General features: G+C 39.4%; 22 protein-coding genes and 1 other annotated feature. Of the genes, 5 read left to right on the forward strand and 17 right to left on the reverse strand.

Features of this window, described 5'->3' with window-relative positions; translation table 11 throughout:
• Window positions 1-981 carry an NERD domain-containing protein gene (locus ACQ5H4_RS16495; protein WP_430776090.1) on the reverse strand — a complete coding sequence of 327 codons (981 nt, stop codon included), beginning with the start codon at window positions 979-981 and terminating at the stop codon, window positions 1-3.
• A gap of 29 nt (window positions 982-1010) precedes the next feature.
• Window positions 1011-1574: an RNA 2',3'-cyclic phosphodiesterase gene (gene thpR / locus ACQ5H4_RS16500; RefSeq protein ID WP_430776091.1), complete on the reverse strand. Its 564-nt coding sequence runs from the start codon at window positions 1572-1574 to the stop codon at window positions 1011-1013.
• 210 nt (window positions 1575-1784) lie between these two features.
• Here thpR and cysK point away from each other — a divergent pair, with 210 nt between their 5' ends.
• A complete protein-coding gene (gene cysK / locus ACQ5H4_RS16505; RefSeq protein ID WP_430776092.1) occupies window positions 1785-2711 on the forward strand; it encodes a cysteine synthase A in 927 nt (308 codons plus the stop codon).
• Between the two features lie 40 nt (window positions 2712-2751).
• Here cysK and dat read toward each other — a convergent pair whose 3' ends face one another.
• From dat to ACQ5H4_RS16520, 3 genes are all read right to left on the reverse strand, one after another.
• Window positions 2752-3606, reverse strand: a complete 855-nt coding sequence (gene dat, locus ACQ5H4_RS16510; RefSeq protein ID WP_430776093.1) for a D-amino-acid transaminase — start codon at window positions 3604-3606, stop codon at window positions 2752-2754.
• Between the two features lie 24 nt (window positions 3607-3630).
• A complete protein-coding gene (pepV, locus tag ACQ5H4_RS16515; RefSeq protein ID WP_430776094.1) occupies window positions 3631-5043 on the reverse strand; it encodes a dipeptidase PepV in 1413 nt (470 codons plus the stop codon).
• Between the two features lie 136 nt (window positions 5044-5179).
• Window positions 5180-6448 carry a M48 family metallopeptidase gene (locus tag ACQ5H4_RS16520; RefSeq protein WP_430776095.1) on the reverse strand — a complete coding sequence of 423 codons (1269 nt, stop codon included), beginning with the start codon at window positions 6446-6448 and terminating at the stop codon, window positions 5180-5182.
• A gap of 350 nt (window positions 6449-6798) precedes the next feature.
• Between ACQ5H4_RS16520 and ACQ5H4_RS16525 the strand changes: the two genes are divergently transcribed.
• On the forward strand, window positions 6799-7020 hold the full coding sequence (locus ACQ5H4_RS16525) for a DeoR family transcriptional regulator (protein WP_066057490.1): 222 nt from the start codon (window positions 6799-6801) through the stop codon (window positions 7018-7020).
• 39 nt (window positions 7021-7059) lie between these two features.
• On the opposite strand, the gene ACQ5H4_RS16530 is transcribed toward ACQ5H4_RS16525, so the two are convergent.
• Both ACQ5H4_RS16530 and ACQ5H4_RS16535 read right to left on the reverse strand, forming a co-directional pair.
• Window positions 7060-7779, reverse strand: coding sequence for a pseudouridine synthase (locus ACQ5H4_RS16530; protein WP_391558761.1), 720 nt, complete (start codon window positions 7777-7779; stop codon window positions 7060-7062).
• 22 nt (window positions 7780-7801) lie between these two features.
• Complete coding sequence (locus ACQ5H4_RS16535; RefSeq protein ID WP_430776096.1) at window positions 7802-9418, reverse strand: putative polysaccharide biosynthesis protein; 1617 nt, start codon at window positions 9416-9418, stop codon at window positions 7802-7804.
• Between the two features lie 202 nt (window positions 9419-9620).
• Between ACQ5H4_RS16535 and ACQ5H4_RS16540 the strand changes: the two genes are divergently transcribed.
• Complete coding sequence (locus tag ACQ5H4_RS16540; RefSeq protein WP_430776097.1) at window positions 9621-10892, forward strand: BaiN/RdsA family NAD(P)/FAD-dependent oxidoreductase; 1272 nt, start codon at window positions 9621-9623, stop codon at window positions 10890-10892.
• Between the two features lie 14 nt (window positions 10893-10906).
• Here ACQ5H4_RS16540 and ACQ5H4_RS16545 read toward each other — a convergent pair whose 3' ends face one another.
• The 10 genes from ACQ5H4_RS16545 to ACQ5H4_RS16590 form a co-directional block, all read right to left on the reverse strand.
• Window positions 10907-11089, reverse strand: coding sequence for a sporulation protein Cse60 (locus tag ACQ5H4_RS16545; RefSeq protein WP_066057499.1), 183 nt, complete (start codon window positions 11087-11089; stop codon window positions 10907-10909).
• A gap of 89 nt (window positions 11090-11178) precedes the next feature.
• The gene (locus tag ACQ5H4_RS16550; RefSeq protein ID WP_119709527.1) at window positions 11179-11478 is read right to left on the reverse strand and encodes a rhodanese-like domain-containing protein; all 300 of its coding nucleotides are present in this window, start codon (window positions 11476-11478) and stop codon (window positions 11179-11181) included.
• A gap of 112 nt (window positions 11479-11590) precedes the next feature.
• Window positions 11591-14005 carry a leucine--tRNA ligase gene (leuS, locus tag ACQ5H4_RS16555; RefSeq protein WP_430776098.1) on the reverse strand — a complete coding sequence of 805 codons (2415 nt, stop codon included), beginning with the start codon at window positions 14003-14005 and terminating at the stop codon, window positions 11591-11593.
• A 53-nt stretch (window positions 14006-14058) separates the two neighbouring features.
• Window positions 14059-14277 (reverse strand) — a binding site (T-box leader).
• Window positions 14278-14372: 95 nt separating this feature from the next.
• Window positions 14373-15149, reverse strand: coding sequence for a 3-hydroxybutyrate dehydrogenase (locus tag ACQ5H4_RS16560; RefSeq protein WP_430776099.1), 777 nt, complete (start codon window positions 15147-15149; stop codon window positions 14373-14375).
• A 13-nt stretch (window positions 15150-15162) separates the two neighbouring features.
• A complete protein-coding gene (locus ACQ5H4_RS16565) occupies window positions 15163-16482 on the reverse strand; it encodes a GntP family permease (RefSeq protein ID WP_430776100.1) in 1320 nt (439 codons plus the stop codon).
• A gap of 293 nt (window positions 16483-16775) precedes the next feature.
• Window positions 16776-18137, reverse strand: a complete 1362-nt coding sequence (locus ACQ5H4_RS16570) for a sigma-54 interaction domain-containing protein (protein WP_430776101.1) — start codon at window positions 18135-18137, stop codon at window positions 16776-16778.
• 107 nt (window positions 18138-18244) lie between these two features.
• The gene (locus ACQ5H4_RS16575) at window positions 18245-18964 is read right to left on the reverse strand and encodes a toast rack family protein (protein WP_430776102.1); all 720 of its coding nucleotides are present in this window, start codon (window positions 18962-18964) and stop codon (window positions 18245-18247) included.
• Window positions 18965-19605: 641 nt separating this feature from the next.
• The gene (locus ACQ5H4_RS16580) at window positions 19606-20805 is read right to left on the reverse strand and encodes an MDR family MFS transporter (protein WP_430776103.1); all 1200 of its coding nucleotides are present in this window, start codon (window positions 20803-20805) and stop codon (window positions 19606-19608) included.
• A gap of 175 nt (window positions 20806-20980) precedes the next feature.
• Window positions 20981-21160: a glycogen biosynthesis protein GlgD gene (locus ACQ5H4_RS16585; protein WP_160546911.1), complete on the reverse strand. Its 180-nt coding sequence runs from the start codon at window positions 21158-21160 to the stop codon at window positions 20981-20983.
• 10 nt (window positions 21161-21170) lie between these two features.
• Window positions 21171-21434: a YtzC family protein gene (locus ACQ5H4_RS16590; protein WP_251513388.1), complete on the reverse strand. Its 264-nt coding sequence runs from the start codon at window positions 21432-21434 to the stop codon at window positions 21171-21173.
• Window positions 21435-21613: 179 nt separating this feature from the next.
• On the opposite strand from ACQ5H4_RS16590, the gene mnmL reads away from it, so the two are divergent.
• Window positions 21614-22576 carry a tRNA modification radical SAM protein MnmL/YtqA gene (mnmL, locus tag ACQ5H4_RS16595; RefSeq protein WP_430776104.1) on the forward strand — a complete coding sequence of 321 codons (963 nt, stop codon included), beginning with the start codon at window positions 21614-21616 and terminating at the stop codon, window positions 22574-22576.
• Entirely contained in the window at window positions 22573-23148 is a 576-nt protein-coding gene (gene mnmM / locus ACQ5H4_RS16600) for a tRNA 5-(aminomethyl)-2-thiouridylate-methyltransferase MnmM (RefSeq protein ID WP_430776105.1), read from the forward strand. The genes mnmL and mnmM overlap by 4 nt, the downstream gene beginning before the upstream one ends.
• Window positions 23149-23163 lie beyond the last annotated feature (15 nt).

A 23163-nucleotide genomic window follows, 5' to 3' on the forward strand; every position in this document is an offset into this window, starting at 1 on the left:
CTAAAATTCTTTTTCTTCTTGTTCCCCTTTATTTAAAACATCCCATTCTAGTCGGCGCATACTAGTTGTTTGGCTAAACTGCAGGAGCATTTGTGCTGCTTTTAGCTGAGCATGCTTTAGTGGAGTTTTATTGCTTCTCATCGTTCGAAACCAATCTTCGTAATTTCTTTTTTCAATGAGTTGTATACCATAGGGTGGATAAGGATAATCAATATAGCCATTTCTACTTAATACTACTTTATGAATCGGCAACTCTATTTCATACAACTCAAATATTTTCTTTACAATTTTTTCTGTACGATTTAGTCCAATAAGTGGATTTAGCACCTTTTGTTCCTGATCTTGATGACGCATTATCCAAAACCTTTCTTTCGTCCCTTGAAATACAGCATGGTCCTCTTCCTCTAAGAAACTGATACACCACACATCTGTTGGAGTGATCAAGATCGTCTCTACTTCTACCGGAGCTTTTTTCAATAGAAAGATTGGCTCATACATCACGAGCGTTGTATCGGGAAAGCGTTGCAAAAAGTACTTAAGTCTGTGATCATACAAATACTTCTTACTGATATTTGATTGCTCTAACAAGGTTGTGCTCGCCCATTTCATTTGAAAACGAAATAATTGGTCAAGAAATTGATGCTTGAGCTCAACTTCAGTAGCTGGTTTAAAGGTAAAAGAAGGGGAAAATGAAAGACCTGAAGATTCTTGTACCTCCGATTGTATCTCCTTCTCCACCGCTACTTCGTCTTTTCTTTCTCTTTTAAAAAACCCCTTCATACGATCAACTAAAGGCTGTTTATCTTCTTCTAACCAATTCGTTAAGACGGGTTGAATGCTTTCAATAATAGAATCTGACTCCCAGAGAGAATAGATTTTTTCCCATTGCTGCTTTTTCAACCTTACATATCTAGTTGGATATTCATAAATATTTTGTTCGTAACGTGAAACATAATCTTGCAGTTTAATTAATTGTCCCATACGGGTTTTCCTTTCTATAAACAGATGATCTATAACTTAAAAGATTGAATAACCTCGTATTTTGGTTCTCTTTCCAAATGTGTCTGGTATAACACCATTTCATTAGCAACAAACGAGATAGTGTCACGAACAAAAGGGTTCTTTTGTTGTAGTGATTCAGGCGTAAATAGGGTATCACCCTTCCACTTTCTTGCTACTGTTATATGTGGATGAAACGGTCTCTTCTCTAGGGAATAACCCGCTAACTCACAAGCATGAAATACCTTTTTCCTTACTTCGTATAAACATATTTGTTCCACTAATCGCACCCAAAAGATTCTTGGAGACTCCTTTCTTCCAAAAGTATCTAGTCCTTCCATTTCTAAAGGAAAAGTATTTTCTTTCTTAAGTGCATCTGATACAAATTGAATTGACTTTTCCAACATGCCTATTTCTGAGTTACCTAAAAAGGCTAGAGTAATATGATAATCCTCAGGATGAACCCATTTTTGAAAAGGAAATTCTTTTTGGAGTGGAAGTAATTTATTATATACAAGTTTTTTCGTATCACTTGGTATTTTTACTGCATAAAAAAAATGAGTTTTTTTATCCATTAATTTTTCAAACCTTTCAAGCTTTCTTATATTTTAACAGAGATTGTAACGGAATCGAAAAAATGACGATTACATGAAGCACATATGTTTGAATACAATATACCTCTTTAGGTATAATAAAGTTATTCTCTTTTATATGTTACATTTCCCATTTTTGTAGTAAAAATTTCGAATTCTAAGGAAAATAATTGAAGGTTAGGAGAACATTAGATGAAAGTTGTTCAAAATATTGCAGAACTAATTGGGGAAACCCCTTTACTTAAATTAAATCGTTTGGCCCCAAATAATGGTGCTTCCGTCTATTTAAAACTCGAATTTTTTAATCCTAGTAAAAGCGTAAAGGATCGTGCTGCATTCAACATGATTATTACAGCTGAACAGAAGGGATTATTAAAAAAAGGTGCAACCATTATTGAGCCGACAAGCGGGAACACAGGAATTGGACTAGCCATGAATGCTGCAGCCCGAGGATACCGTTCCATATTAGTCATGCCTGATACCATGACAAAGGAACGCATAAATTTATTAAAGGCATACGGTGCTGAAGTTGTTTTAACACCAGGTGATGAAAAAATGCCTGGGTCGATTAAAAAGGCACAAGAGCTTGCGAAAGAAATACCAAATAGTTATTTACCTATGCAATTTGAAAACGAAGCAAATCCAGATGCACACAGACACTCTACCGCTCTTGAAATTGTTGAGGCGATGAAGGAAATTGGTAAGCCCCTTTCCGCATTTGTTGCCACTGCGGGAACAGGAGGGACGATAACTGGAACGGGTGAAGTGTTAAAAGAACATTATTCAAATTTGCACGTCCATGTAGTGGAACCTGCAGGCTCCCCAGTCCTTTCTGGGGGCCAGCCCGGGAAGCATAAATTAGTAGGAACGAGCCCAGGATTTATACCTGAAATACTAAACCAGGATGTATACGACCAGATTCATAAAATTACGGATGAAGATGCCTACTCAATCACAAGAAGATTGGCTAGTGAAGAAGGAATATTAGTTGGACCATCCTCAGGTGCCGCTTGCTACGCTGCCATTGAAGTTGCTAAAACTCTTGGCCCTGATGACGTGGTTGTCTGCATCGCATGCGATACCGGTGAAAGATATCTTTCAAGTGATTTATTTTCTTAAGATACTAGAGAAGGCTGCCCTAGTAGGCAGCCTATTTTAGTTACTCTATCGATCCGCATTCCTTCTCTATTTCGTCCTTTATCAACTGCTGAAGCTTTTTCGTAACTTCACCTGGAGTTCCTTCAGAAATTTTTTTCTTCTCTACTTCTACAATGGGTGTTACCTCCACGGTTGTTCCAGATAAAAATACTTCATCTGCACGTAAAACCTCTTCAACTGTGAATTCTCTTTCTTCAAAAGGAATTTGATTTTGCTCACATACTTGCTTTACTTTTTGCCTTGTAATTCCGTTTAATATCAAGTTGTTCGCAGGATGAGTGATAACCGTTCCGTTTTTCACAATGGCAACATTAGAGGAACTGCCTTCTGTTACGATATTCCCTCGATGTTGTATGGCCTCAAAGCAACCAGCTTCAACTGCTTTTTGTTTAGCAAGTAGATTTCCTAGTAAATTGAGACTCTTAATATCACAGCGAAGCCATCTAATGTCTTCAATGAATATAGCCTTTATGCCTTCTTGCATACTGCTAACCGGACGGTCCACTTTTCTCGTATATGCAACAAAAGTAGGAGCTACGTTGTGAGGGAAGGCATGATTACGCGGAGACGCCCCTCTTGTAAATTGCATATAAATAATGCCATTTGCCAGCCCATTTTTCTCAATAAGACCTTTTAACATTTCCTCTAGTTCCGACGGTTGATAAGGTATTTGAATGCTTATCTTTTCCGCACTTTCCTGCAATCGATTCAAATGCTCTTTTGCCGTAAACATTTTTCCATTATACACCCGTATTACTTCATAAACACCATCGCCGAACTGATAGCCACGATCTTCAATATCTACCGTTGCAATTTCACGATCTACTATTTCTCCACCCACAATAACGTATTCCATACATACACTCCCTTTGTTCTCTATTTATTTAGCTAATTCATATAAGGCTTGAGCATAGATTGCTGTTGCTTTTAGCAAATCCTCTACAACCATATACTCATCCTTTTGGTGAGCCACGTCCGGTCGACCTGGGAATAATGGCCCAAAGGCAACTCCTGATTGCAGTGAACGTGCATAAGTGCCCCCACCAATCGCAAGCAACTCTGCCTTCTCACCTGTTTGTTCTTCATAAACCTTTTTCAGGGTTTGAATTAGAAAATCCTTTTCATCCACATGATGAGGTTTGGAGTCTGATATATTTTGAACCTCAAACCCTTGTTCATGTAGAACAGGAGCTAACTTTTCCTGTATTTGATCAAGTTCAGCTGTAACTGGGTAACGAAGATTGATTCCTAACATCCCGCCATTTTCTTTTGTAAAGGAAAGTTTACCAACGTTCAACGTAAGATCCCCAGAGATCTCATCTGTATAAGCAATTCCCAATTGTTTTCCACGGCTATCTTGATAGAAATAGGTTTGAATAAACGAAAAATACTGTTTGGCTAGGCCACTTAGCGATAATTTATTTAGGAAAACAGCGAGAAGGATGCCGGCATTTTTCCCAAGATCAGGTTCCATCCCATGCACAGATACTCCTTCTAGTTCTAAAATAAGTTGTCCATTATCAACTAAGTATTTTCCATTCAGCTGTTGCTCATTTAGGAAGGTTTGGAATTCTTGAATAATATGTGTTTCTTCTTGATTGGTATGTAAGGCCACCTTGGCGAAGTCTGGAACCATATTGTAGCGTCTGCCTGCTTGAAAAGATAAAACAGTGGTTCCACTGTTTTCCTCCGTTTCGTAAACCCTTTGCACAATGTCAAAATCCGAGATTCCTTTTTCAGCAAATATGATCGGGAAATCAGCATCTGGCGCAAAACCCATAGTCGGCATCTCTTCCTGTTCAAAATAATGCTCCACACAGCGCCAGTTGCTTTCTTCATCCGTTCCAATGATCATTCTCACTCTTTTCGAAAGAGGCAATTGAAGTTCTTTTACAATTTTCATTGCATAATAAGCGGCCATTGTTGGTCCCTTATCATCAATGGCCCCACGAGCATATATATTTCCATCACGAATTTCTGCTGCATACGGATCACTCGACCATCCATCTCCTTCTGGCACCACATCAACGTGACAAAGAATGCCGACGATTTCCTGTCCTTCTCCGAATTCTACATGCCCAGCAAGATTTCCTACATTCTTGATTGCAAAGCCATCAGACTTCCCAAGTTCAAGCATGTGGACGAGTGCATCCTTTACCCCCTGTCCGAGCGGTGCATCATCAGTGGCATTTTCTTCATCTAGAACGCTTTTTATTTGTAAAAGCTTTCTTGTATCTTCAATTAATGAATCTTTTCTTTTTTCGACTTCTGAAAACCAATTGATGTTTGTCACGAAAATCCTCCTAAAAAATCCAATCTACTTGACTTAAATAATATATCCCCGTGCTGGAAAAGACAACCGCAATGACAATTCCTAGAAGAAGTTTCAAAATAAAAAATGCTGTCCTTTTTTGTGGACAGCATTTTTCTTATGGACCCAGTAGCTCTTGCAGTTCGGCATTTTCGTAATCTAATGCGTAATCATAGGCGGTGTAGCCAGAAGCATCGATGTAGTTTGCATCTGCCCCGTATTCTAACAATAGCTTTACCATTTCTACGTCCTCCGCAAAAACAGCACTGATGAGTGGGGTGGCATCATATATATCGACCGTATTGGCATCTGCTCCATTTTCAAGTAATAAAGCTGCAGCATCATAGTAACCCGAGTAAACCGCCCAATGTAGAGCAGTTGAGCCTTCACTATCTGCTTCATTTACATCAGCACCTTCATCTAAAAGAGTGGATATGGCATCCGTATCGTTCTCACTTGCCGCTTCCATTAGGGGTGTCATACCCTCGATTTCAAAAGCTTCAGAGAATACATTGAACTTCTCTAGTGCCTTGTAGGTCATATACACGCCGCCAGCAAATACAAGTGATAGCAATAAAGCTACGATTACTCCAATTACGATTCCTCTTTTTGGTTCCTTTAACGTCTCCACTTCTGTTTCTGAAAAGAATTTATCAACTTCATATAATCTTTTTGGCAGATGAGGATGTGTAGAGAGCTTTTCATTTAACCAAACAAAGAAGCCTGCTTCCGATTCTATTTGTCTCATATATGACTCTTTGTTGACTTTTTTATAAAGCTCCTTCCCAATTGCTAAAATGGTCAAAGCGTTTTTTGATGCTGGTAGTGATCCAGAGTAATAGGTTGCATAACGGTCGCATGTATATTCACATGCCCGTAAGTAGGCATCTCCTAAAAAAGGGACCCACATGGCTGGTAATAGAAGAAAATTCACCGTTACATGCTTCCTTTTTAAATGAGCAAACTCATGAGCAAGAACAAATAGTACTTCATCTTCTGCATCTCTTTCAATAAGTTCAAATATCTCCGAATAAAGGACCACCATATTTCTCCCAAAAAATCTGGTCGCAAATGCATTTAATGTTCCTTGTGATTCAATAACATACATTTGGGGCATCTTTTCTAAGCCCATTTGTGCGGCCGTTTCCTGTGCCTTTTGATAAAGGGTAGGAAATTGTTCTTCACTTATACGTACACCATTTCTTCTAATGCCTCCGACCATTAATCCATGAAAAAATACGGATAAGAGGACCATGACGATAATAATTCCTATACCTAGAATAGAAAAAACTAAAAAAAGATAGGTTAAAATACTAAAAGTTAAAACAAGTGCAAAATAGATATTCTCTTTGCGATGGACAAGCTGTGCAGGTAAATAAGTATTCAATCTGTGTCATTCCTTTCAAATTATTATTGTCCTATTTTTTCAAAAATCAAATTTCTTATCATAACTGGTATGACTTAAGTAATAGAATGTAACAGCAGCAAGAAAAAGGAGGGATATTTTAAAGAAAAGATTACCGTTTTATTAAATTATTATGTAAAAGTAGAAATTATCTGTAAATAAGAGTACAATAATCTACAAGAAAAGACATTTTCATTTAGTCAGCTTATAATTCACTTGTAAAGGGGTTGTCTAGGGAAAAGAAGCTTACATACATTTGGAGAGTCATCTTCAAGAAGTCGTCCGTTGTAGCTATTTGCCAAAGGTTTGAAAAAAGGATAGGGAGTGGTTTTTTGAAACCTTCGACTAACCGGATGTTAAACCGTATCAAATCCATCTACATGTTTATTAATAACCATGGAATTGTCACGACGCAAGAGCTTGTGGAGGAATTTGGTATCACTCCTCGAACGATCCAGAGAGATCTAAATGTTTTAGCTTATAATGACCTAGTCGAAAGTCCAAGTCGTGGAAAATGGACAACAACCGAAAAAAAGGTAAAAATATCATCTTAAATGACGGTTCGCCCTTCCCTCATCGGAAGGGCGAACTCTTTATTTCACTTCGTAATTGATTAACTCTTCTAGTTCCTCGTCCGTTAATTCTCGATACTCCCCTAATTCTAGAGTCTCATCAAGCTTTAGTGGCCCCATTGATAATCTTTTTAAATAAATGACTCTTTTTCCTACGGCTTCAAACATTCGTTTTACTTGATGGAATTTCCCTTCTGTAATCGTTAGCTCAATATCAGATGTTATTCCTGATTTCAAAATCGTTAAATATGCTGGCTTCGTCACATACCCATCATCGAGTGTGACTCCCTTTTGAAAAGCTTCCCCATCATCGTTAGTGACCATTCCTTCAATAACTGCGAAGTAAGTTTTGGGTACGTGCTTCTTTGGAGATAACAAACGATGAGATAGCTGCCCATCGTTTGTTATCAATAAGAGTCCTTCCGTATCTTTATCAAGGCGTCCTACTGGAAACGGTTCAAACACTTGATCCTCATATTCAAGCAGATCAATCACTGTCTCATCATGATTATCTTCAGTAGCTGATATGACACCAGGTGGTTTGTTCATCATTAAATAAACAAATTCCTTGTACTCGACTACCTCTCCATTTAAGGTAACCACGTCATTGTCTGGATCAATATGTTGTTTGGAATCTTTTATTACTTTATCATTCACGACTACTGCGCCGTCTTTTAACAGTTTTTTTACATCTTTTCTACTTCCATAGCCTAAATTAGCAAGCATTTTATCAATACGCAATTGTTTCCCTCCCAGTGGAGTCTTACCCTCTTAGTTTGACCTTCTTCATGATTCTTTCCACACGTTCACCAAATAAAAAGTAGATGAGACGAGTTTTAAAGCTTAAATATACATAAATTCCTGCGCCAGCTGCTGCTGAGAGGAGGATAATAATAATAGACTCCATCTCAGATTTTGGAGATAAAACCAGTGTTGTTAAATAGTATACAAGGGCTGCTACGAGTATCATAAGCACATTAAAAATAACAATCAGCAATCCTCTCCGCATAACGAGGCGGAAACGATACCCAGAGAATATTTTAATAACGACCAAATTAATCGCAATCGCAACTCCGTAACCAAGTGCGGTTGCGTAAATTGCTCCGTCTGTCTCAAACCACTTTATGAATGGAATATTTAGGGAGAGCTTCACCAGAATTCCTACTAACAGGCTTAGTATGGTGAACTTTTGCTGGTCAATTCCTTGTAATATCGCTGCTGTCACTGAGTAAAGGGCAAACAAAACCGCAACTGGTGCATATAACTGGAGGATGTCAGTCCCAGATGCATTAGGTCCGTAAAAAACCGTATACGCAGGCTCAGCAAGTAGTGAAAGTCCAAGTGCTGCTGGCAAGGTGATGAACATCAGCACCTGAAAGGTTTGGTTGAGTTGCTTGTTTACTGCCTTTTGGTCTTTTGAAATAAAGGCTTGAGTAATACTAGGCACTAGTGTTAATGAAAAAGCCGTTGCCAACGATACAGGAATGATCACTAACTTATGGGTATTAAAGCTTAATTTAGCAAGCTCTATTTCTGAAATACTTCCAAGACCAATCGAAGTCATTGCCCGGTTAAAGGTCATCGTATCAATCCATTGGAATAAAGGATTGGCAATTCCAACAAGAATAAATGGAATGGAATAAATCAGAATTTCCTTGTACATATCTTTTAATGATACTTGAACGGTTCCCTTATCTTGTAGAAGTAATTCATCAAGATGTGGCTTTCTCTTATACCAATACCAAAAGAGAACAAATAAACTACCCAAACCTCCAACGAAGGCTGAGAATGTTGCAATACTAATGGCAGTAACAACTTCACCTTTCATTACATTTAGGACGATAAAGGCTCCCGATAATAGAAAAGCGATTCGAACAATCTGTTCAACCACCTGTGACACAGCCGAAGGTCCCATCGATTGATGACCTTGAAAAAATCCACGTATTAAACTCATAAACGGAATTATGATAAGTGCAAAACTTACTGCTCGAATGACTGTTACAACATCTTTTGGGTTGGTTTGTTTGTCATGATCAGCAATGATTATGTCTGCAACAATTGGTGCTGATAAATATAGAATTAGGAAGGCAGCCAAACCTGTCCCAAGCATGACGACTAATCCTGACTTAAAGAGCCTCCTGCCAACCGCATATTCATCCATGGCATTATATTTAGAAATAAATTTAGCTACAGCTAGAGGTACTCCAGCGGTTGCAAGACTGATAAATATGGTATAAGGAACATAGGAATATTGATACAGGACGGTCCCTGTCTCTCCTACAATCCTTGCAAACGGAATAACATAAAAAAGACCTAATAATTTTGAAATAAATGTTCCTAAAGTTAGAATAAATGTTCCTCGTAATAACTTAGATTGCATGTGATCCCTTCCTATGTAGAAATGCAGAAATGATTTCAAACGCCAAATTCATATTTTATCATAAAGTATGAAAAAAACTGTGATTTTTGTGTGAACCTAATTTGAGTGTACACAACTCCGTGCTTTGATGCTACTTTTTGTGGAAAAGTTTTCTTTCTATGCAAGCTGTCTTATAATGATGTAATGAAAGTTGGTGATTGATATGAATTATGACGTAATCGTCATCGGTGGTGGCCCTTCTGGTTTAATGGCTTCCATTGCTGCAGGTGAAAAAGGAGCTAAGGTGCTTTTAATTGATAAAGGAGACAAGCTAGGGAGAAAGCTTGCTATATCTGGTGGTGGTCGTTGTAATGTGACGAATCGACTTCCAGTGGATGAAATTATCAAGCATATCCCTGGTAATGGTCGATTTTTATATAGCGCGTTTTCGATATTTAGTAACGAGGATATCATTTCCTTTTTTGAAAAGCTTGGAATTCAACTAAAAGAGGAAGACCATGGACGGATGTTTCCTGTTTCAGATAAAGCCCAATCTGTTGTTGATGCAATGATCAGAAGGATGAAAGAGCTTAAGGTGGATATACAGACAAACTCCCCAGTCGAAACAGTTGAGTATGAAAATGGCAAGGCGGTTGCAGTACGATTAAAAAACAAAGAAAGATACTCTGCCTCTGCGATTATTTTAGCAGTCGGTGGAAAGTCTGTTCCTCATACAGGTTCAACGGGAGACGGATATGCTTGGGCGGAAAAGGCAGGACACACAATCACTGACCTATTTCCAACCGAAGTTCCTATTACTTCAAATGAACCTTTTATTCAGTCAAAGGAGCTTCAAGGATTGTCATTACGTGGAGTCGGCCTTAGTGTGTTAAATCCAAAGGGCAAGCCTCTCATCACCCATGAGATGGATATGATTTTCACTCACTTTGGGATTAGTGGCCCGGCAGTTCTTCGTTGCAGCCAGTATGTGGTGAAGGCGATGAAAAAATGGGATCTAAAGGAAGTGGTAATGAGTATTGATGCCCTTCCTGGTAAAAAAGAGGAACCACTATTCCAGGAAATCATTGCGATGGTAAAAGCCGACCCAAAGAAAAGTGTAAAAAATATACTTAAGGGGTATTTGCCCGAACGCTATTTATTGTTTTTATTACAGGTTGCTGACATCGATGCAAACGAACAGGGTGGTGTCATTTCCCATGATAAGCTTCGAAACTTTGTAAAAGCTTGCAAACAGTTTCAGTTTAAGGTGAATGGAACTCTTTCCCTTGAAAAAGCTTTCGTTACAGGTGGCGGAGTGTCTGTGAAAGAAGTTGAACCGCAAACAATGGCATCCAAGCTTGTTGATGGGTTGTATTTTTGTGGGGAGATACTAGATATCCACGGATATACTGGTGGGTATAATATTACTTCTGCCCTCGTAACGGGACGATTAGCTGGAGTGAATAGTGCTGAATATGCTTTAAGTCAAGCCTGAGGATGTTTTCTTCCTCAGGCTTTATATATAATCATGGCGGTAAAACAATAAATTTGCTCATCCACGTCTTCTGGTAAGGCAGCAATATTGTATTTAATATCAACTAGCTTTTGTTCATCCACCTTTTCGAGAAAACGATTCATTTTCTTTTCAAGGTCTTTTTCATGCTCCTCATCAAACAGTTTTACCTGAATCATTAGTCTCACTCCCTTTTATTATAGAGTATTAACAAAATTCAGATATTTTAAAAGCATAAAAAAAGCCTAGTTTCCTAGGCCCCATTACATTATTCTACTTTTCCAGTCCATTTCATCATGCCGCCGACCATATTCACTACATTATAGCCATGGTCATGCAGGAAATAGCATACATTTTCACTTCTTCCACCTGAGCGACAAATGAATATGTACTCCGTATCTTGATCTAATTCGTCTAAACGCATAGGGATTTCCCCCATTTTAATATGCTTTGCACCAGGAATCATTCCAGCAGCTACTTCTTCGTCCTCACGCACGTCGATCAGTTCTAGCTTTTCCCCTTTTTCTAGCTTTTCTTGTAACTCTGCAGTTGTAATTTCTTTTACCATCCAACATTACCCCTTTTAATTTTTCTTCTATCGTACACGACTTGCTCGGTACATTTCAATCTTTCTATTTTAGAACAAGAGCCCCCGAGTGAATGGGAGCCCTATCATACACTTAATTTGCTACAATATTAACTAATTTCCCTGGTACAGCGATTACTTTTCGAACAGTCTTGCCATCGATTTGCTCTTTGACTGTTGTATCATCCATTGCTATTTGCTCTAGTGCTTCTTTATTTGCATCAGACGGTACCATAAGCTTCGCCTTCACCTTACCGTTAATTTGAACGACGATTTCTACTTCATCATCAACTAGCTTCGCTTCATCAAATGCTGGCCAAGCTTCATAGGAAATGCTTTCGCTATGACCTAACTTTGACCAAAGCTCTTCTGCGATATGTGGACAAATCGGAGCAAGCAATTTCACAAAGCCCTCCACAAAGTCTTTTGGAAGCACTGGTGTTTTATAAGCTTCGTTAATAAATACCATTAACTGCGAAATAGCTGTATTAAAGCGTAATCCTTCAAAGTCCTCAGTCACCTTTTTCACGGTTTGGTGATAAACCTTTTCCAGACTAGAAGAATCAACCGATTGAACCTTCTCTGCAATCTCTCCATTTTCATCCACTAACAAGCGCCAAATACGGTCTAAGAAGCGGCGAGAACCGTCTAATCCTTGTGTTGACCATGCAATCGATGCTTCAAGTGGACCCATGAACATTTCGTATAAACGTAGAGTATCGGCACCATGGGTTCCAACGATTTCGTCAGGGTTTACGACATTTCCTTTTGATTTACTCATTTTTTCATTGTTTTCTCCAAGAATCATCCCTTGGTTAAACAATTTTTGGAATGGTTCTTTTGTGCTTACTACACCGATATCATACAAAAACTTATGCCAGAATCGAGCATAAAGCAAGTGAAGAACCGCATGCTCTGCTCCACCGATATAAATATCAACTGGAAGCCACTCTTTTAATTTTTCTGGATCTGCTAACGCTTGATCATTCTTCGGATCAATATAACGTAAGTAGTACCAGCAGCTTCCTGCCCATTGCGGCATCGTATTTGTTTCACGACGTCCCTTCTTACCTGTTACAGGGTCAACTACGTTCACCCAGTCTTCGATATTCGCAAGTGGCGATTCGCCTGTACCAGACGGACGAATTTCTGTCGTTTTTGGCAACACCAATGGAAGCTCTGAATCAGGAACAGCTGTCATTGTTCCATCTTCCCAGTGAATGACTGGAATTGGCTCTCCCCAATAGCGTTGGCGGCTAAATAACCAATCGCGTAGACGGTACGTAACCTTCTTCGTTCCGATTTCTTTTTCCTCTAACCAAGCAATCATACGAGAAATCGCTTCTTCTTTGTTCATTCCATTTAAGAAGTCAGAGTTTACATGCTCACCATCACCTGTATAAGCTTCCTTGGAAACATCTCCACCTGCAACGACTTCCACAATTGGTAAATCGAATTTCTTAGCAAATTCGTAGTCTCTCTCATCATGACCAGGTACCGCCATGATCGCTCCTGTTCCATAGCTAACAAGTACATAATCAGCGATCCAGATTGGCATTTTCGCTCCATTAACCGGATTAACTGCATAAGCACCTGTAAATACACCTGTTTTGTCTTTAGCTAAATCGGTACGCTCCAAATCACTCTTGCTCTTGATCTGTTCAATGTATGCTTGAACCGCGTCGCGCATCTCAGCTGTCGTTATTCTTTCAACCAAAACATGCTCTGGTGCTAATACCGCATACGTTGCACCGAATAATGTATCAGGTCTTGTTGTAAAGACCGTGAACTGCCCGTCATTACCCTCAATATTAAAAGTAATCTCGGCACCTTCAGAACGACCGATCCAGTTGCGTTGCATATCCTTTAAGCTCTCTGGCCAGTCAAGTTCTTCTAAGTCCTCTAATAAACGATCTGCATACGCAGTAATTTTTAATACCCACTGCTTCATTGGACGTCGTTCAACGGGATGACCACCACGTTCACTTTTTCCATCAATTACTTCTTCATTTGATAATACCGTTCCAAGAGCTGGACACCAGTTTACGGCTACCTCATCAATATAGGCTAGGCCTTTTTCAAACAACTTTAAGAAAATCCATTGTGTCCATTTATAATATTCAGGATCTGTAGTGTTCACTTCGCGATCCCAATCGTATGAGAAACCTAATGCCTTGATTTGACGCTTAAATGTGGCAATATTTAATGCCGTGAATTCAGCAGGATCATTCCCTGTGTCTAATGCATATTGCTCAGCTGGAAGACCAAACGCATCCCATCCCATTGGGTGTAAAACGTTATAGCCTTGCGCACGCTTCATACGTGATAAAATATCTGTTGCTGTGTACCCTTCTGGATGCCCTACATGCAGTCCAGCTCCAGATGGATATGGAAACATATCTAACGCATAAAATTTGCGTTTACCTTTTTCTTCACTAGTTTGAAACGTCTTGTTAACATCCCAAAAGCTCTGCCACTTTTTTTCAATTTCTTGATGATTAAAGCTCACTTTTAATTCCTCCTAAAAATACTTGTTTAAACGCAAAAAATCCCGTCCCTATAAAAAGGGACGAGAGGATTATGTAGAATCTCCCGCGGTACCACCCACATTAGTGCACAAGTCACTCGCTTCATTATCCTTAACGCGGAATACGGCAAGCATTACTTTCTTTCACACTTGCGACTCAAAGGCGAGTTCATGGACACCTGGTTGACTTTCACCATCCGTCAACTCTCTACTTTCAGGTATTTCTCACTACTACTCCTTATCATGGTCACCACATATTTAAGTATGATGCTATTGTAGTGTATTTTCTAGTTCGATGCAAGTTGTGTTTTGTAGCATATGAAGATAAGGAGTAGTGTGTGTGTATTTTTTATTGAACCGTATAGCCTGCGTCAATAACGACCGCTTGACCAGTAATCCCTTTCGCCGCTTCACTTGCCAGAAAAATCGCGTAACTAGCAATCTCGTCAACAGTTAACAAGCGTTTTTGTGGGACGAGGGGGTAGAGAACTTCCTCGAGAACTCTTTCTAGCTCTACTCCTCTTGTCTTGGCTAGATCTGCTAGCTGATTACGTACCAGTGGAGTGTCTACATAACCTGGGCAAAGAGCGTTCACCGTAATTCCATAGGTTGCTGCTTCTAGGGCTGTTACTTTCGTTAACCCAATCACTCCATGCTTCGCACTATTGTATGCGGCTTTACCAGCGAACCCTACTAACCCATTGATAGATGCCATATTAATGATTCGACCGAAACCTTGTTTTTTCATATGAGGCAACACATGCTTTGTTAACATAAACGGTGCTGTTAACATGACTTTTATCAACAACTCAAACCTTTCTGTTGGAAATTCCTCAAGATATGATACATGTTGAAGTCCTGCATTATTGATTAACACATCAATGGATCCTAAATGAGAAATCACATGGTCAATCGCTGCAATAATTTCTTCTTCCTTTGTTACATCGCATTTGATTCCTATTGCCTCAAAACCTAACCCTCGAATCTCGTTTGCTGAAGCGACAACCGCTTCTTCATTAACATCCGTTAAGACAATCTTTGCACCTTGCTCAGCAAACTTTCTACTAATCTCATATCCTATCCCCTGGGCTGCCCCCGTCACAAAAACAATCGGTTGGTCCTTCATGAGAAACTCCTTTCTAGATACCTACACCTAAAGAAAATAGAATAATCGCAAGAATTACACCTAAAGTAGGTACAATGACGGTTACGGCACCAACTGGATTATAGGCATCCTTATGACTTTCCCCACAAATGGCACGAACAGTTGTGACCACATATCCGTTATGAGGGAGAGAGTCCAATGCTCCAGATGAAATCGCTACGACTCGGTGGAGCGCTTCCGGATTAACTCCCATATCCATGTAATGAGGCGCAAGTAATGGCAAGGCAATCGCTTGACCACCAGAGGCTGAACCGGTCATACCCGCAATGACACTAACTGCTATTGCCCCTCCAATTAAAGGGCTTCCTGGAATGCTCGTCATAAAGTCAACAGCCACTCCAAAAGCAGGAACTGCCTTCGCAACACCGCCAAATCCTACAACAGCAGCTGTATTACCTATGGCAATTAAAGCACCAAGAGTTCCTTCTGAAACAGCACTCCAAAAGTTTTTAAAATATTTACGGTTAAGGGCATATGTCGCGATAACACCGCCCAAAAGTGCAATAATAAGTGCCGATTGCTTTAAGGAGTCATGAAAAATAAATGAAATTGCAAGAACTACGACTAACGGCAAAATCCCCATTAAAGGATTTGGTAGCTCTCTTTCTTCATTAACCGGATCACCATCTCGTTCAACAAAGTACTCTCCTTTTTCCACCGCTTTTGTAATCATGTGCTTTAGCCACCAATAACCAAAAATCATCATAAATACGGCAACAATTAAGCTAACTTCCCATCCCGCATAAGGAGAAGTATTCAAATAATCAATTGGAATCCAGTTTTGGATTTCAGGCGAGCCCGCAGAGGTCATCGTAAAGGTAACTGATCCAAAGGCTAATGCTGCAGGGATGAAACGTCGTGGCAAGTTCGCTTGTTTAAACAAACTAAGCGCCATCGGATAGACAGAAAAAGCCACAACGAACAAACTTACTCCTCCATACGTTAACACCGCACAGGCAGCAACAATGGCAAGAATGGCATACTTCATTCCAAGCTTCTCAACAATCAACCTAGAAACCGAATCAGCTGCACCGCTATCTTCCATAACTTTTCCAAAGATAGCCCCTAAAAGGAACATTAAATACCAAGCCGTAACAAAGCTAGAAAAACCAGACATATAGTTTCCAACAAGGTTCGCTTCCCCTTCTGCTACAAGTTGTGGAAACAATGGCATTCCATTCAGAACAGCAACAAACAATGCTGATAATGGACCTGCGACAAGTAAATTCATTCCTCGCATCGTTAAGAAAATTAATAAGGCCAAACCACCAATTAAACCAATCATACTTAGCATCTTATATCCCCCTTTGTTGTCGAATGAGATTGCAAACGGTTACACTTTCTTCCGCACCCTCCCTTCCCTTTTCTTTATGCAAGGATTATGCCAAACTGTAAATCCTTATTGTGATGTGATTTTTATGACTATTTATTGAACATTTTTTCCGGATTTCCGGAATGTACCGTCTATTAGATCTCAAAAATCATAGAATAGATTTCCAAAAAAACATGTCCTTTACTTGAATGGGCTTAATAAAATCATAGACAGAAAGAAGTCCAGAAATCTGGAACATATTCCGGATATCTGGACTACTCAAGCCCATATTTTTTTAATTTATCATACATTGTGGATTTACTAATTCCTAGTGCTTTAGCTGCCAAAAGTTTATCATGATTAAACTTTACTAAGCTTTGCTGAAGAACTCTTCGCTCGGTTTCGTCCATTATTTCCTTTAGCTTCCTTTTTCCAAGTGGGTAAACCGACGAGTCATGAATATAATCCGGTAAGGACTCCACTGTAATGATTTCTCCATTTGATAAGTGAATGGCCGCCTCCATCACATTTTCTAGCTCTCGGATATTTCCTGGCCAACTATACGTTTGAAGCAAATCAGACACGTCTTCACTCACTCCATGTATTCTTTTCCCACTTTTTCTTGTAATCTTATTAATAAAGTACTCTAGTAAGATCGGGATATCTTCCATCCTTTCGCGTAATGACGGGACATAAAAGGGGACAACATTAATTCGATAAAAAAGATCTTCCCGAAATCGTTTTTCCTCCATCATTTTTTCTAAAGGACGGTTAGTCGCAGCAATAATCCGAACATCTACATTCATTGGCTTTAGTGCCCCAACACTTTCAATTTCTCCTTCTTGAAGTGCACGCAGTAACTTCACCTGCATATTTAATGGCATGTCGCCCACTTCGTCTAAGAAAAGAGTTCCTCCATCCGCTAGATGAAACTTTCCTTTTTTCCCACCTTTCTTTGCCCCTGTAAACGCACCTTCCTCATAACCAAAAAGTTCAGATTCTAATAGATGCTCTGGGATGGCTGCACAATTGATCTTAACGAATGGCTGATGACTTCGATTGCTCAGCTGATGAATGCTGTGCGCAAAAAGCTCTTTTCCCGTACCACTTTCTCCTCGAATTAGGATCGAAATATCACTCGCCGAAATCATTTTGACCTTTTCTTTTAAACTGACAATTTGCTTGGATGTTCCTAGAATATCCTCTAATGAGTATTTGACGCTTCGATCAAGATCTTGTATGTAGCTTTGCATCTTTGACAGCAAGCTCTTTACATGTGAGTTCATCTTCATCCATGCTTGTGTATCCCGAAAGAAAACGGTTCCAAACGCACCAATCACTTCCCCTTTTGAAAAAATGGGGACACGATTCGCAATCATATAATTGCCCTTAATATACTGAAGATCTGCAATCTCTTCCTTACCTGTACTCGCTACAATATGCATTCTCGAATTCTCTATAACCTTTGACACATGAACCCCGATTACTTCATCTCTGTTCACGCCAATAAACTCACAATAATTTTTATTTATATAAGTAATTAAGCCTTCTCTATCAACAACCACTAGCCACTCAAATGCGTTTTCAACAATCGTCTCAATCGTATCCACAGAAAGCTTTGACAATGCATGAATCATTAGATGGCTCCTCCCGCTTTTTATTCCATTATCATACTTTTCAGAGAATGGTGTAAAGCAGAAAAAAACTGATCGATTGTTTCGATCAGTTCTCCACAAATGAGTGACTACTCCTCTTTAATCTCAAACTCCCCAATTCCTATATCCGCATTCACCGTTATTGTAACGTCACTTTTGCCAAATTGGTCATTTACGTAGACTCCATCTCCCTCTGACGATAATCCTTCCACGGATCTCACTCCTAAACCTTTTTCAGAAATCACCTGTACCCCAACATCTTTTGGTAATATCAAGGTTGTAACACCTACGCCCATATCCATATTTACATCAAAACTTTTCTTCCAGTCTTCACTTAAATCAACCGTAAGGTCCCCAACACCAGCGTTAATTTTAAGGTCTTCAAGCTTCAAACCTGATAAATTTAATGTAGAAGCGGAAGCACCCGAGTTCACAATTAATTCCAAAGGCACTTTATTTGTTACCTGTAGATTCCATTCATTTTTTAGGCCGCCTTTATTTACATTGATATCATCGCTTTTTGATTGGTCAATAGTTATTTTTCCTGTATCCCCAGTTAATTTATAGGAAACCTCAGGCTCTAAATCATTATTGTTGTACTTCGCCTCTCCCGTTACCCACTCCTTTGAGCCTTGATCCAATGTTAGTTCTCCCGCTCCCATATTTACCTCAAGTTCTATTTCTTCTGCTTTATCTCTTTCAACCGATAGACTTTTTTCATGAGCATCTTTCCCAACTGCTAAAATATTGCACCCTGCAAGCATAAGGGCTCCAGTAGCCACCACAACTCCATATATTAATTTTTCCATTTTTCTTCCTCCTTGAATTCTATACCTTGATTATAGAAGGACCTCGAAAAAATGTAGCGAGGCGCAAGCTTTAACTTCTCCTCGGACTTAAGGCGTAGAAACATCTGAGTAAATTAAATGATAGTTAAGACAGTGTGGTTGGATTTCCGCTGCGGCTGGACGCTTTCCGCGGGCGGGGCCGAGCCGCTTTTCCCGCAGGAGTCGCCAGCCTCCGCTCCAATCAATCCATAATCAATTGTTAAACGCAGAATTAAACCTCGAGTGCCTTACCATGATGACGAAAAACAAACAAGGCAATGCTTAAATTTACTTACATGAATGTAAGCAAACTAGCAACTTGGACATGGTAACTTACTTCAGAAGCACTCAAAAAGTATAATGATCAGATTTTTCCCCCTCAATGTTTAAAAGGATACTAGTTGATTGGAGCGGAAGGTGCTTGACTCCTGGGGGATTAGCGTTTTAGGCGAGACCCCGCAAGAGCGGAGCGATGAGGAGGCTCGGCGAACGCCCCCCGGAAAGCAAGCGCCTGGAGCGGAAATCAACCTTTTTTCCTGCAATTCGTATTAAAAAATGAAAAGATCCCGAGAGAGTTGCTCTCGAGACCTTTTGTTTAAATTCTGAAACTATTCAGTTCAAAGCTAGTTCATTACGCTTGTTTGTATTGCCTCAGTTCTAGTTTGAAGATTTCGATCATATAGGAATGTGGTTATTATGGAGATCACAAATAAAGTGATTAAGATTAATAACATCATCTGATGGCCGTAAAAGTCTACGAGTACTCCACCCAATAAAGGGCCGATCATTCTGCCACCTGTTGCCGTACTATTGACGATTCCCTGATAAAATCCTTCTCTTCCCTTTGGTGCTAATTTATCTGCAATGGTCGGTACCGCGGGCCAGACAAGCATTTCACCAATCGTAAGTATGACCATCGCTGTCAGGAATCCAGAAAATTCATTAGCTATAGAAGCAACGGCAAATGACATAATAAAGATAAGAATACCTGCAATAATTTGCCCTTTGATATGATGAGCAAATGGTTTCAATATTTTATTAATGATGGGTTGAGCAACAACAATCAATGCACCGTTAATGGTCCATAATACACTGTATTGCTTCAATGTTATTCCGAGCTCCTGTGTGTGTGAAGCAATGGTAGACTGCCACTGCACATAACCAACCCAGCATAATAAATACCCAATACATAAAATCAATAGTGCATATAGCTTCGCATGACTTCTCACTGTAGAAGATTGTTCTAAAATATTGGTTTGCTTACCACCACTATTGCTCGATTGTATTCCACGGTAACCAAACACAGCTATGAATAAAAAGAGGATATACATTAGTGTATTGGCAACAAATATCCACTGAAACGAGTACGATGCAACTAGACCGCCAAGTGCTGCCCCAATAGCAACCCCTAAATTTTGGGCAACATAAATTGCATTAAAGGCACTTCTGCCTCCTTCTTTCCACACCGTTCCTGCCATTGCGTACATAGAAGGAAATACGATTCCAGAACCAAAACCAATGATCGTTAAAAAAACAACATACATGGGCCACCCATGCCAAAAAGTAAGACCTATTAGTGCTGCCACTGTAATTGCGATTCCAAGTAAATTGGCTTTATAACCACCAATCTTATCAAACAAAGCTCCTCCAAATAAATTACCTGCAACACTTGCACCAGCGTTCAACATAAGAACAAACCCAGCCACTGTCAATGATTTTCCTAAGTGCTCATGGATGTAAATCGTGTTTAAAGGCCATAAAAAAGAAGAGCCAGTTACATTCACCGCCATCCCTATAATCAGTAACCATAGAGCTCTAGGCATGAAAAAACGCCCCTTTTCTTTGTAAAAAGTTTTTACAATTTCGAGTCTAGAAATAATTTTAGTTGGTTCAAATGGAAACATCAATGATTTTCTATTGACAAAAATAGAGTAAAACTATTCAATCAATTCAAAACAAAAAGATAAGAGCCCCAACAACTGTGGGACTCTTATTTGCTTAAGAGCTTTGCTCCGGTTCTGGATGAAACTTAGATTTCACAGGCTGACCGCCTTTGTTTTCATACTTCTTTTTTGAAGCTTTAACCTGATCAAAATCTGATCCAAGCTCTACATCTTGATTATTGATTCCATTTCTAGTTTTTTGCTCAGGGTTGTTTTGTTTCGAACGCTTTTTCATCCTTCTCCCCCTATCGATCAAGTAGAGTCATTTGGTTTTGGAGTTGCTGTATTTGCAGCCTCATACGGTGCAAGTCTTCTCGTTGTACCTCATTTGCACTTAATGCCATTTTTGCGACATCATTGTATGCATCCTCAAGCTCTCTCATAGCAATATCTAAGTTCTCATCGTTATAATGATCCTGCCTACTGCTTATGTTAAACTGTGTCTCGGCATTTCGTAATACCGCATTACATCTCTCAAAGAGGTTAATCATGGATTGATGAGTTGCCATTCTAAAAGCCCCCCTTTTCTTCTAACAAAGAAGCAATATGCTTCATATGTAGTGTGTGCAAGTACTCCTTTTCTTACAACTTCTCTCTAGTGGCAGAACTCACCAATCATTAATCCAGTTGGTTGTCTACCCTTTTTCTGATAAAATGAGAATACTTTGATTGTAAGGAGATTACGTAGGTGAGCAAGTTACATCCTTTTTTATATGCATCAGATAATAAGCGATATCATACATGGAATTACCACTTAAGACAAACCTTTGGACATAAAGTGTTTAAAGTAGCACTTGATGGCGGCTTTGATTGTCCGAACCGAGACGGCACTGTTGCTTATGGGGGTTGTACCTTTTGTAGCGCAGCAGGCTCAGGAGACTTCGCAGGAAATAGAGTAGATGATTTAACGACACAGTTCCAAGAAATAAAAGAAAAAATGCACTTTAAATGGAAAGATGGCAAGTATATGGCTTATTTTCAAGCCTATACAAATACGCACGGACCACTTGAGGAATTAAAAGAAAAATTTGAAAGCGTCCTTTCACAAGAAGATGTTGTAGGTATATCTATAGCAACAAGGCCTGATTGCTTACCAGACGATGTTGTTGAATATTTAGCCGAACTGAATAAGAGAACGTATTTATGGGTAGAGCTTGGCCTTCAAACCGTTCATGAGCGAACTGCACTATTGATAAACAGAGCTCACGATTACCAATGTTATGTGGAGGGAGTAAACAAGCTTCGCAAGCATAATATTCGAATTTGCTCACATATTATAAATGGGTTGCCACTTGAGTCCTATGACATGATGATGGCAACTGCAAAAGAAGTGGCAAAGCTGGACGTTCAAGGAATTAAAATTCATTTATTACATCTTTTAAAGGGAACACCTATGGTAAAACAATATGAGAAAGGAATGCTTGAGTTTCTTTCTTTTGAAAACTACGTAAGCTTAGTATGTGACCAATTAGAAATTTTACCACCTGAAATGATTGTCCATCGAATCACGGGGGATGGACCAATTGATTTAATGATTGGACCCATGTGGAGCGTGAATAAATGGGAAGTATTAAATGCAATTGACGCTGAACTCAAAAGAAGAGACAGCTGGCAAGGGAAGTTCTATCATGTGGAGGCCACCAGCTTATGAAGCTAGAGAGAATTTTGCCCTTTGCAAGAAGCTTGCTAGAAAAGGCATTTATCCCGGATACCGTAGCAGTAGATGCGACTCTAGGAAATGGCCATGATACTTATTTTTTAGCAAAACTCGCAAGCGGTACAGGTCATGTGTATGGTTTTGATATTCAAGACCAAGCCCTCCAAGCGACAAAAGAGCGTCTAGCGAAGGAAAACCTTTCAGATCGTGTCACCCTTATCCATCGTGGACATGAAGAGGTGAAAGACTTCATTCCCCAATCAGCAAAAGGAAAGGTAACAGCTGCGATTTTTAATCTAGGGTATCTACCTGGTGGAGACAAGAGCATTGTTACAAAACCTGAAACTACTATTTTTGCCATTGAGCAGCTATTGGACCTTTTAGCTGTCGAGGGAATCATTGTCCTTGTCATTTATCATGGGCATGAAGAAGGTGCGATTGAACGGGATAAACTGTTACAATATGTGAAAGAGTTAGACCAAGAAAAGGCACATGTCCTACGTTATCAGTTTGAAAATCAGAAAAACAATGCCCCATTTATCATCGCAATTGAAAAACGATCTTAAAAAAAACAGTCTGAA

Source organism: Bacillus coreaensis (genome assembly GCF_050586445.1).
Classification (GTDB): Bacteria; Bacillota; Bacilli; order Bacillales; family Cytobacillaceae; genus Robertmurraya_A; species Robertmurraya_A coreaensis.

Excerpts from the sequence above, each read along its gene's own strand:
- ACQ5H4_RS16495 (WP_430776090.1), bottom strand. The coding sequence starts at position 981 with ATGGGACAATTAATTAAACTGCAAGATTATGTTTCACGTTACGAACAA.
- thpR (WP_430776091.1), bottom strand. The coding sequence starts at position 1,574 with ATGGATAAAAAAACTCATTTTTTTTATGCAGTAAAAATACCAAGTGAT.
- cysK (WP_430776092.1), top strand. The coding sequence starts at position 1,785 with ATGAAAGTTGTTCAAAATATTGCAGAACTAATTGGGGAAACCCCTTTA.
- dat (WP_430776093.1), bottom strand. The coding sequence starts at position 3,606 with ATGGAATACGTTATTGTGGGTGGAGAAATAGTAGATCGTGAAATTGCA.
- ACQ5H4_RS16535 (WP_430776096.1), bottom strand. The coding sequence starts at position 9,418 with ATGCAATCTAAGTTATTACGAGGAACATTTATTCTAACTTTAGGAACA.
- ACQ5H4_RS16540 (WP_430776097.1), top strand. The coding sequence starts at position 9,621 with ATGAATTATGACGTAATCGTCATCGGTGGTGGCCCTTCTGGTTTAATG.
- ACQ5H4_RS16545 (WP_066057499.1), bottom strand. The coding sequence starts at position 11,089 with ATGATTCAGGTAAAACTGTTTGATGAGGAGCATGAAAAAGACCTTGAA.
- ACQ5H4_RS16550 (WP_119709527.1), bottom strand. The coding sequence starts at position 11,478 with ATGGTAAAAGAAATTACAACTGCAGAGTTACAAGAAAAGCTAGAAAAA.
- ACQ5H4_RS16560 (WP_430776099.1), bottom strand. The coding sequence starts at position 15,149 with ATGAAGGACCAACCGATTGTTTTTGTGACGGGGGCAGCCCAGGGGATA.
- ACQ5H4_RS16565 (WP_430776100.1), bottom strand. The coding sequence starts at position 16,482 with ATGCTAAGTATGATTGGTTTAATTGGTGGTTTGGCCTTATTAATTTTC.
- ACQ5H4_RS16570 (WP_430776101.1), bottom strand. The coding sequence starts at position 18,137 with ATGATTCATGCATTGTCAAAGCTTTCTGTGGATACGATTGAGACGATT.
- ACQ5H4_RS16575 (WP_430776102.1), bottom strand. The coding sequence starts at position 18,964 with ATGGAAAAATTAATATATGGAGTTGTGGTGGCTACTGGAGCCCTTATG.
- ACQ5H4_RS16580 (WP_430776103.1), bottom strand. The coding sequence starts at position 20,805 with ATGCCTAGAGCTCTATGGTTACTGATTATAGGGATGGCGGTGAATGTA.
- ACQ5H4_RS16585 (WP_160546911.1), bottom strand. The coding sequence starts at position 21,160 with ATGAAAAAGCGTTCGAAACAAAACAACCCTGAGCAAAAAACTAGAAAT.
- ACQ5H4_RS16590 (WP_251513388.1), bottom strand. The coding sequence starts at position 21,434 with ATGGCAACTCATCAATCCATGATTAACCTCTTTGAGAGATGTAATGCG.
- mnmM (WP_430776105.1), top strand. The coding sequence starts at position 22,573 with ATGAAGCTAGAGAGAATTTTGCCCTTTGCAAGAAGCTTGCTAGAAAAG.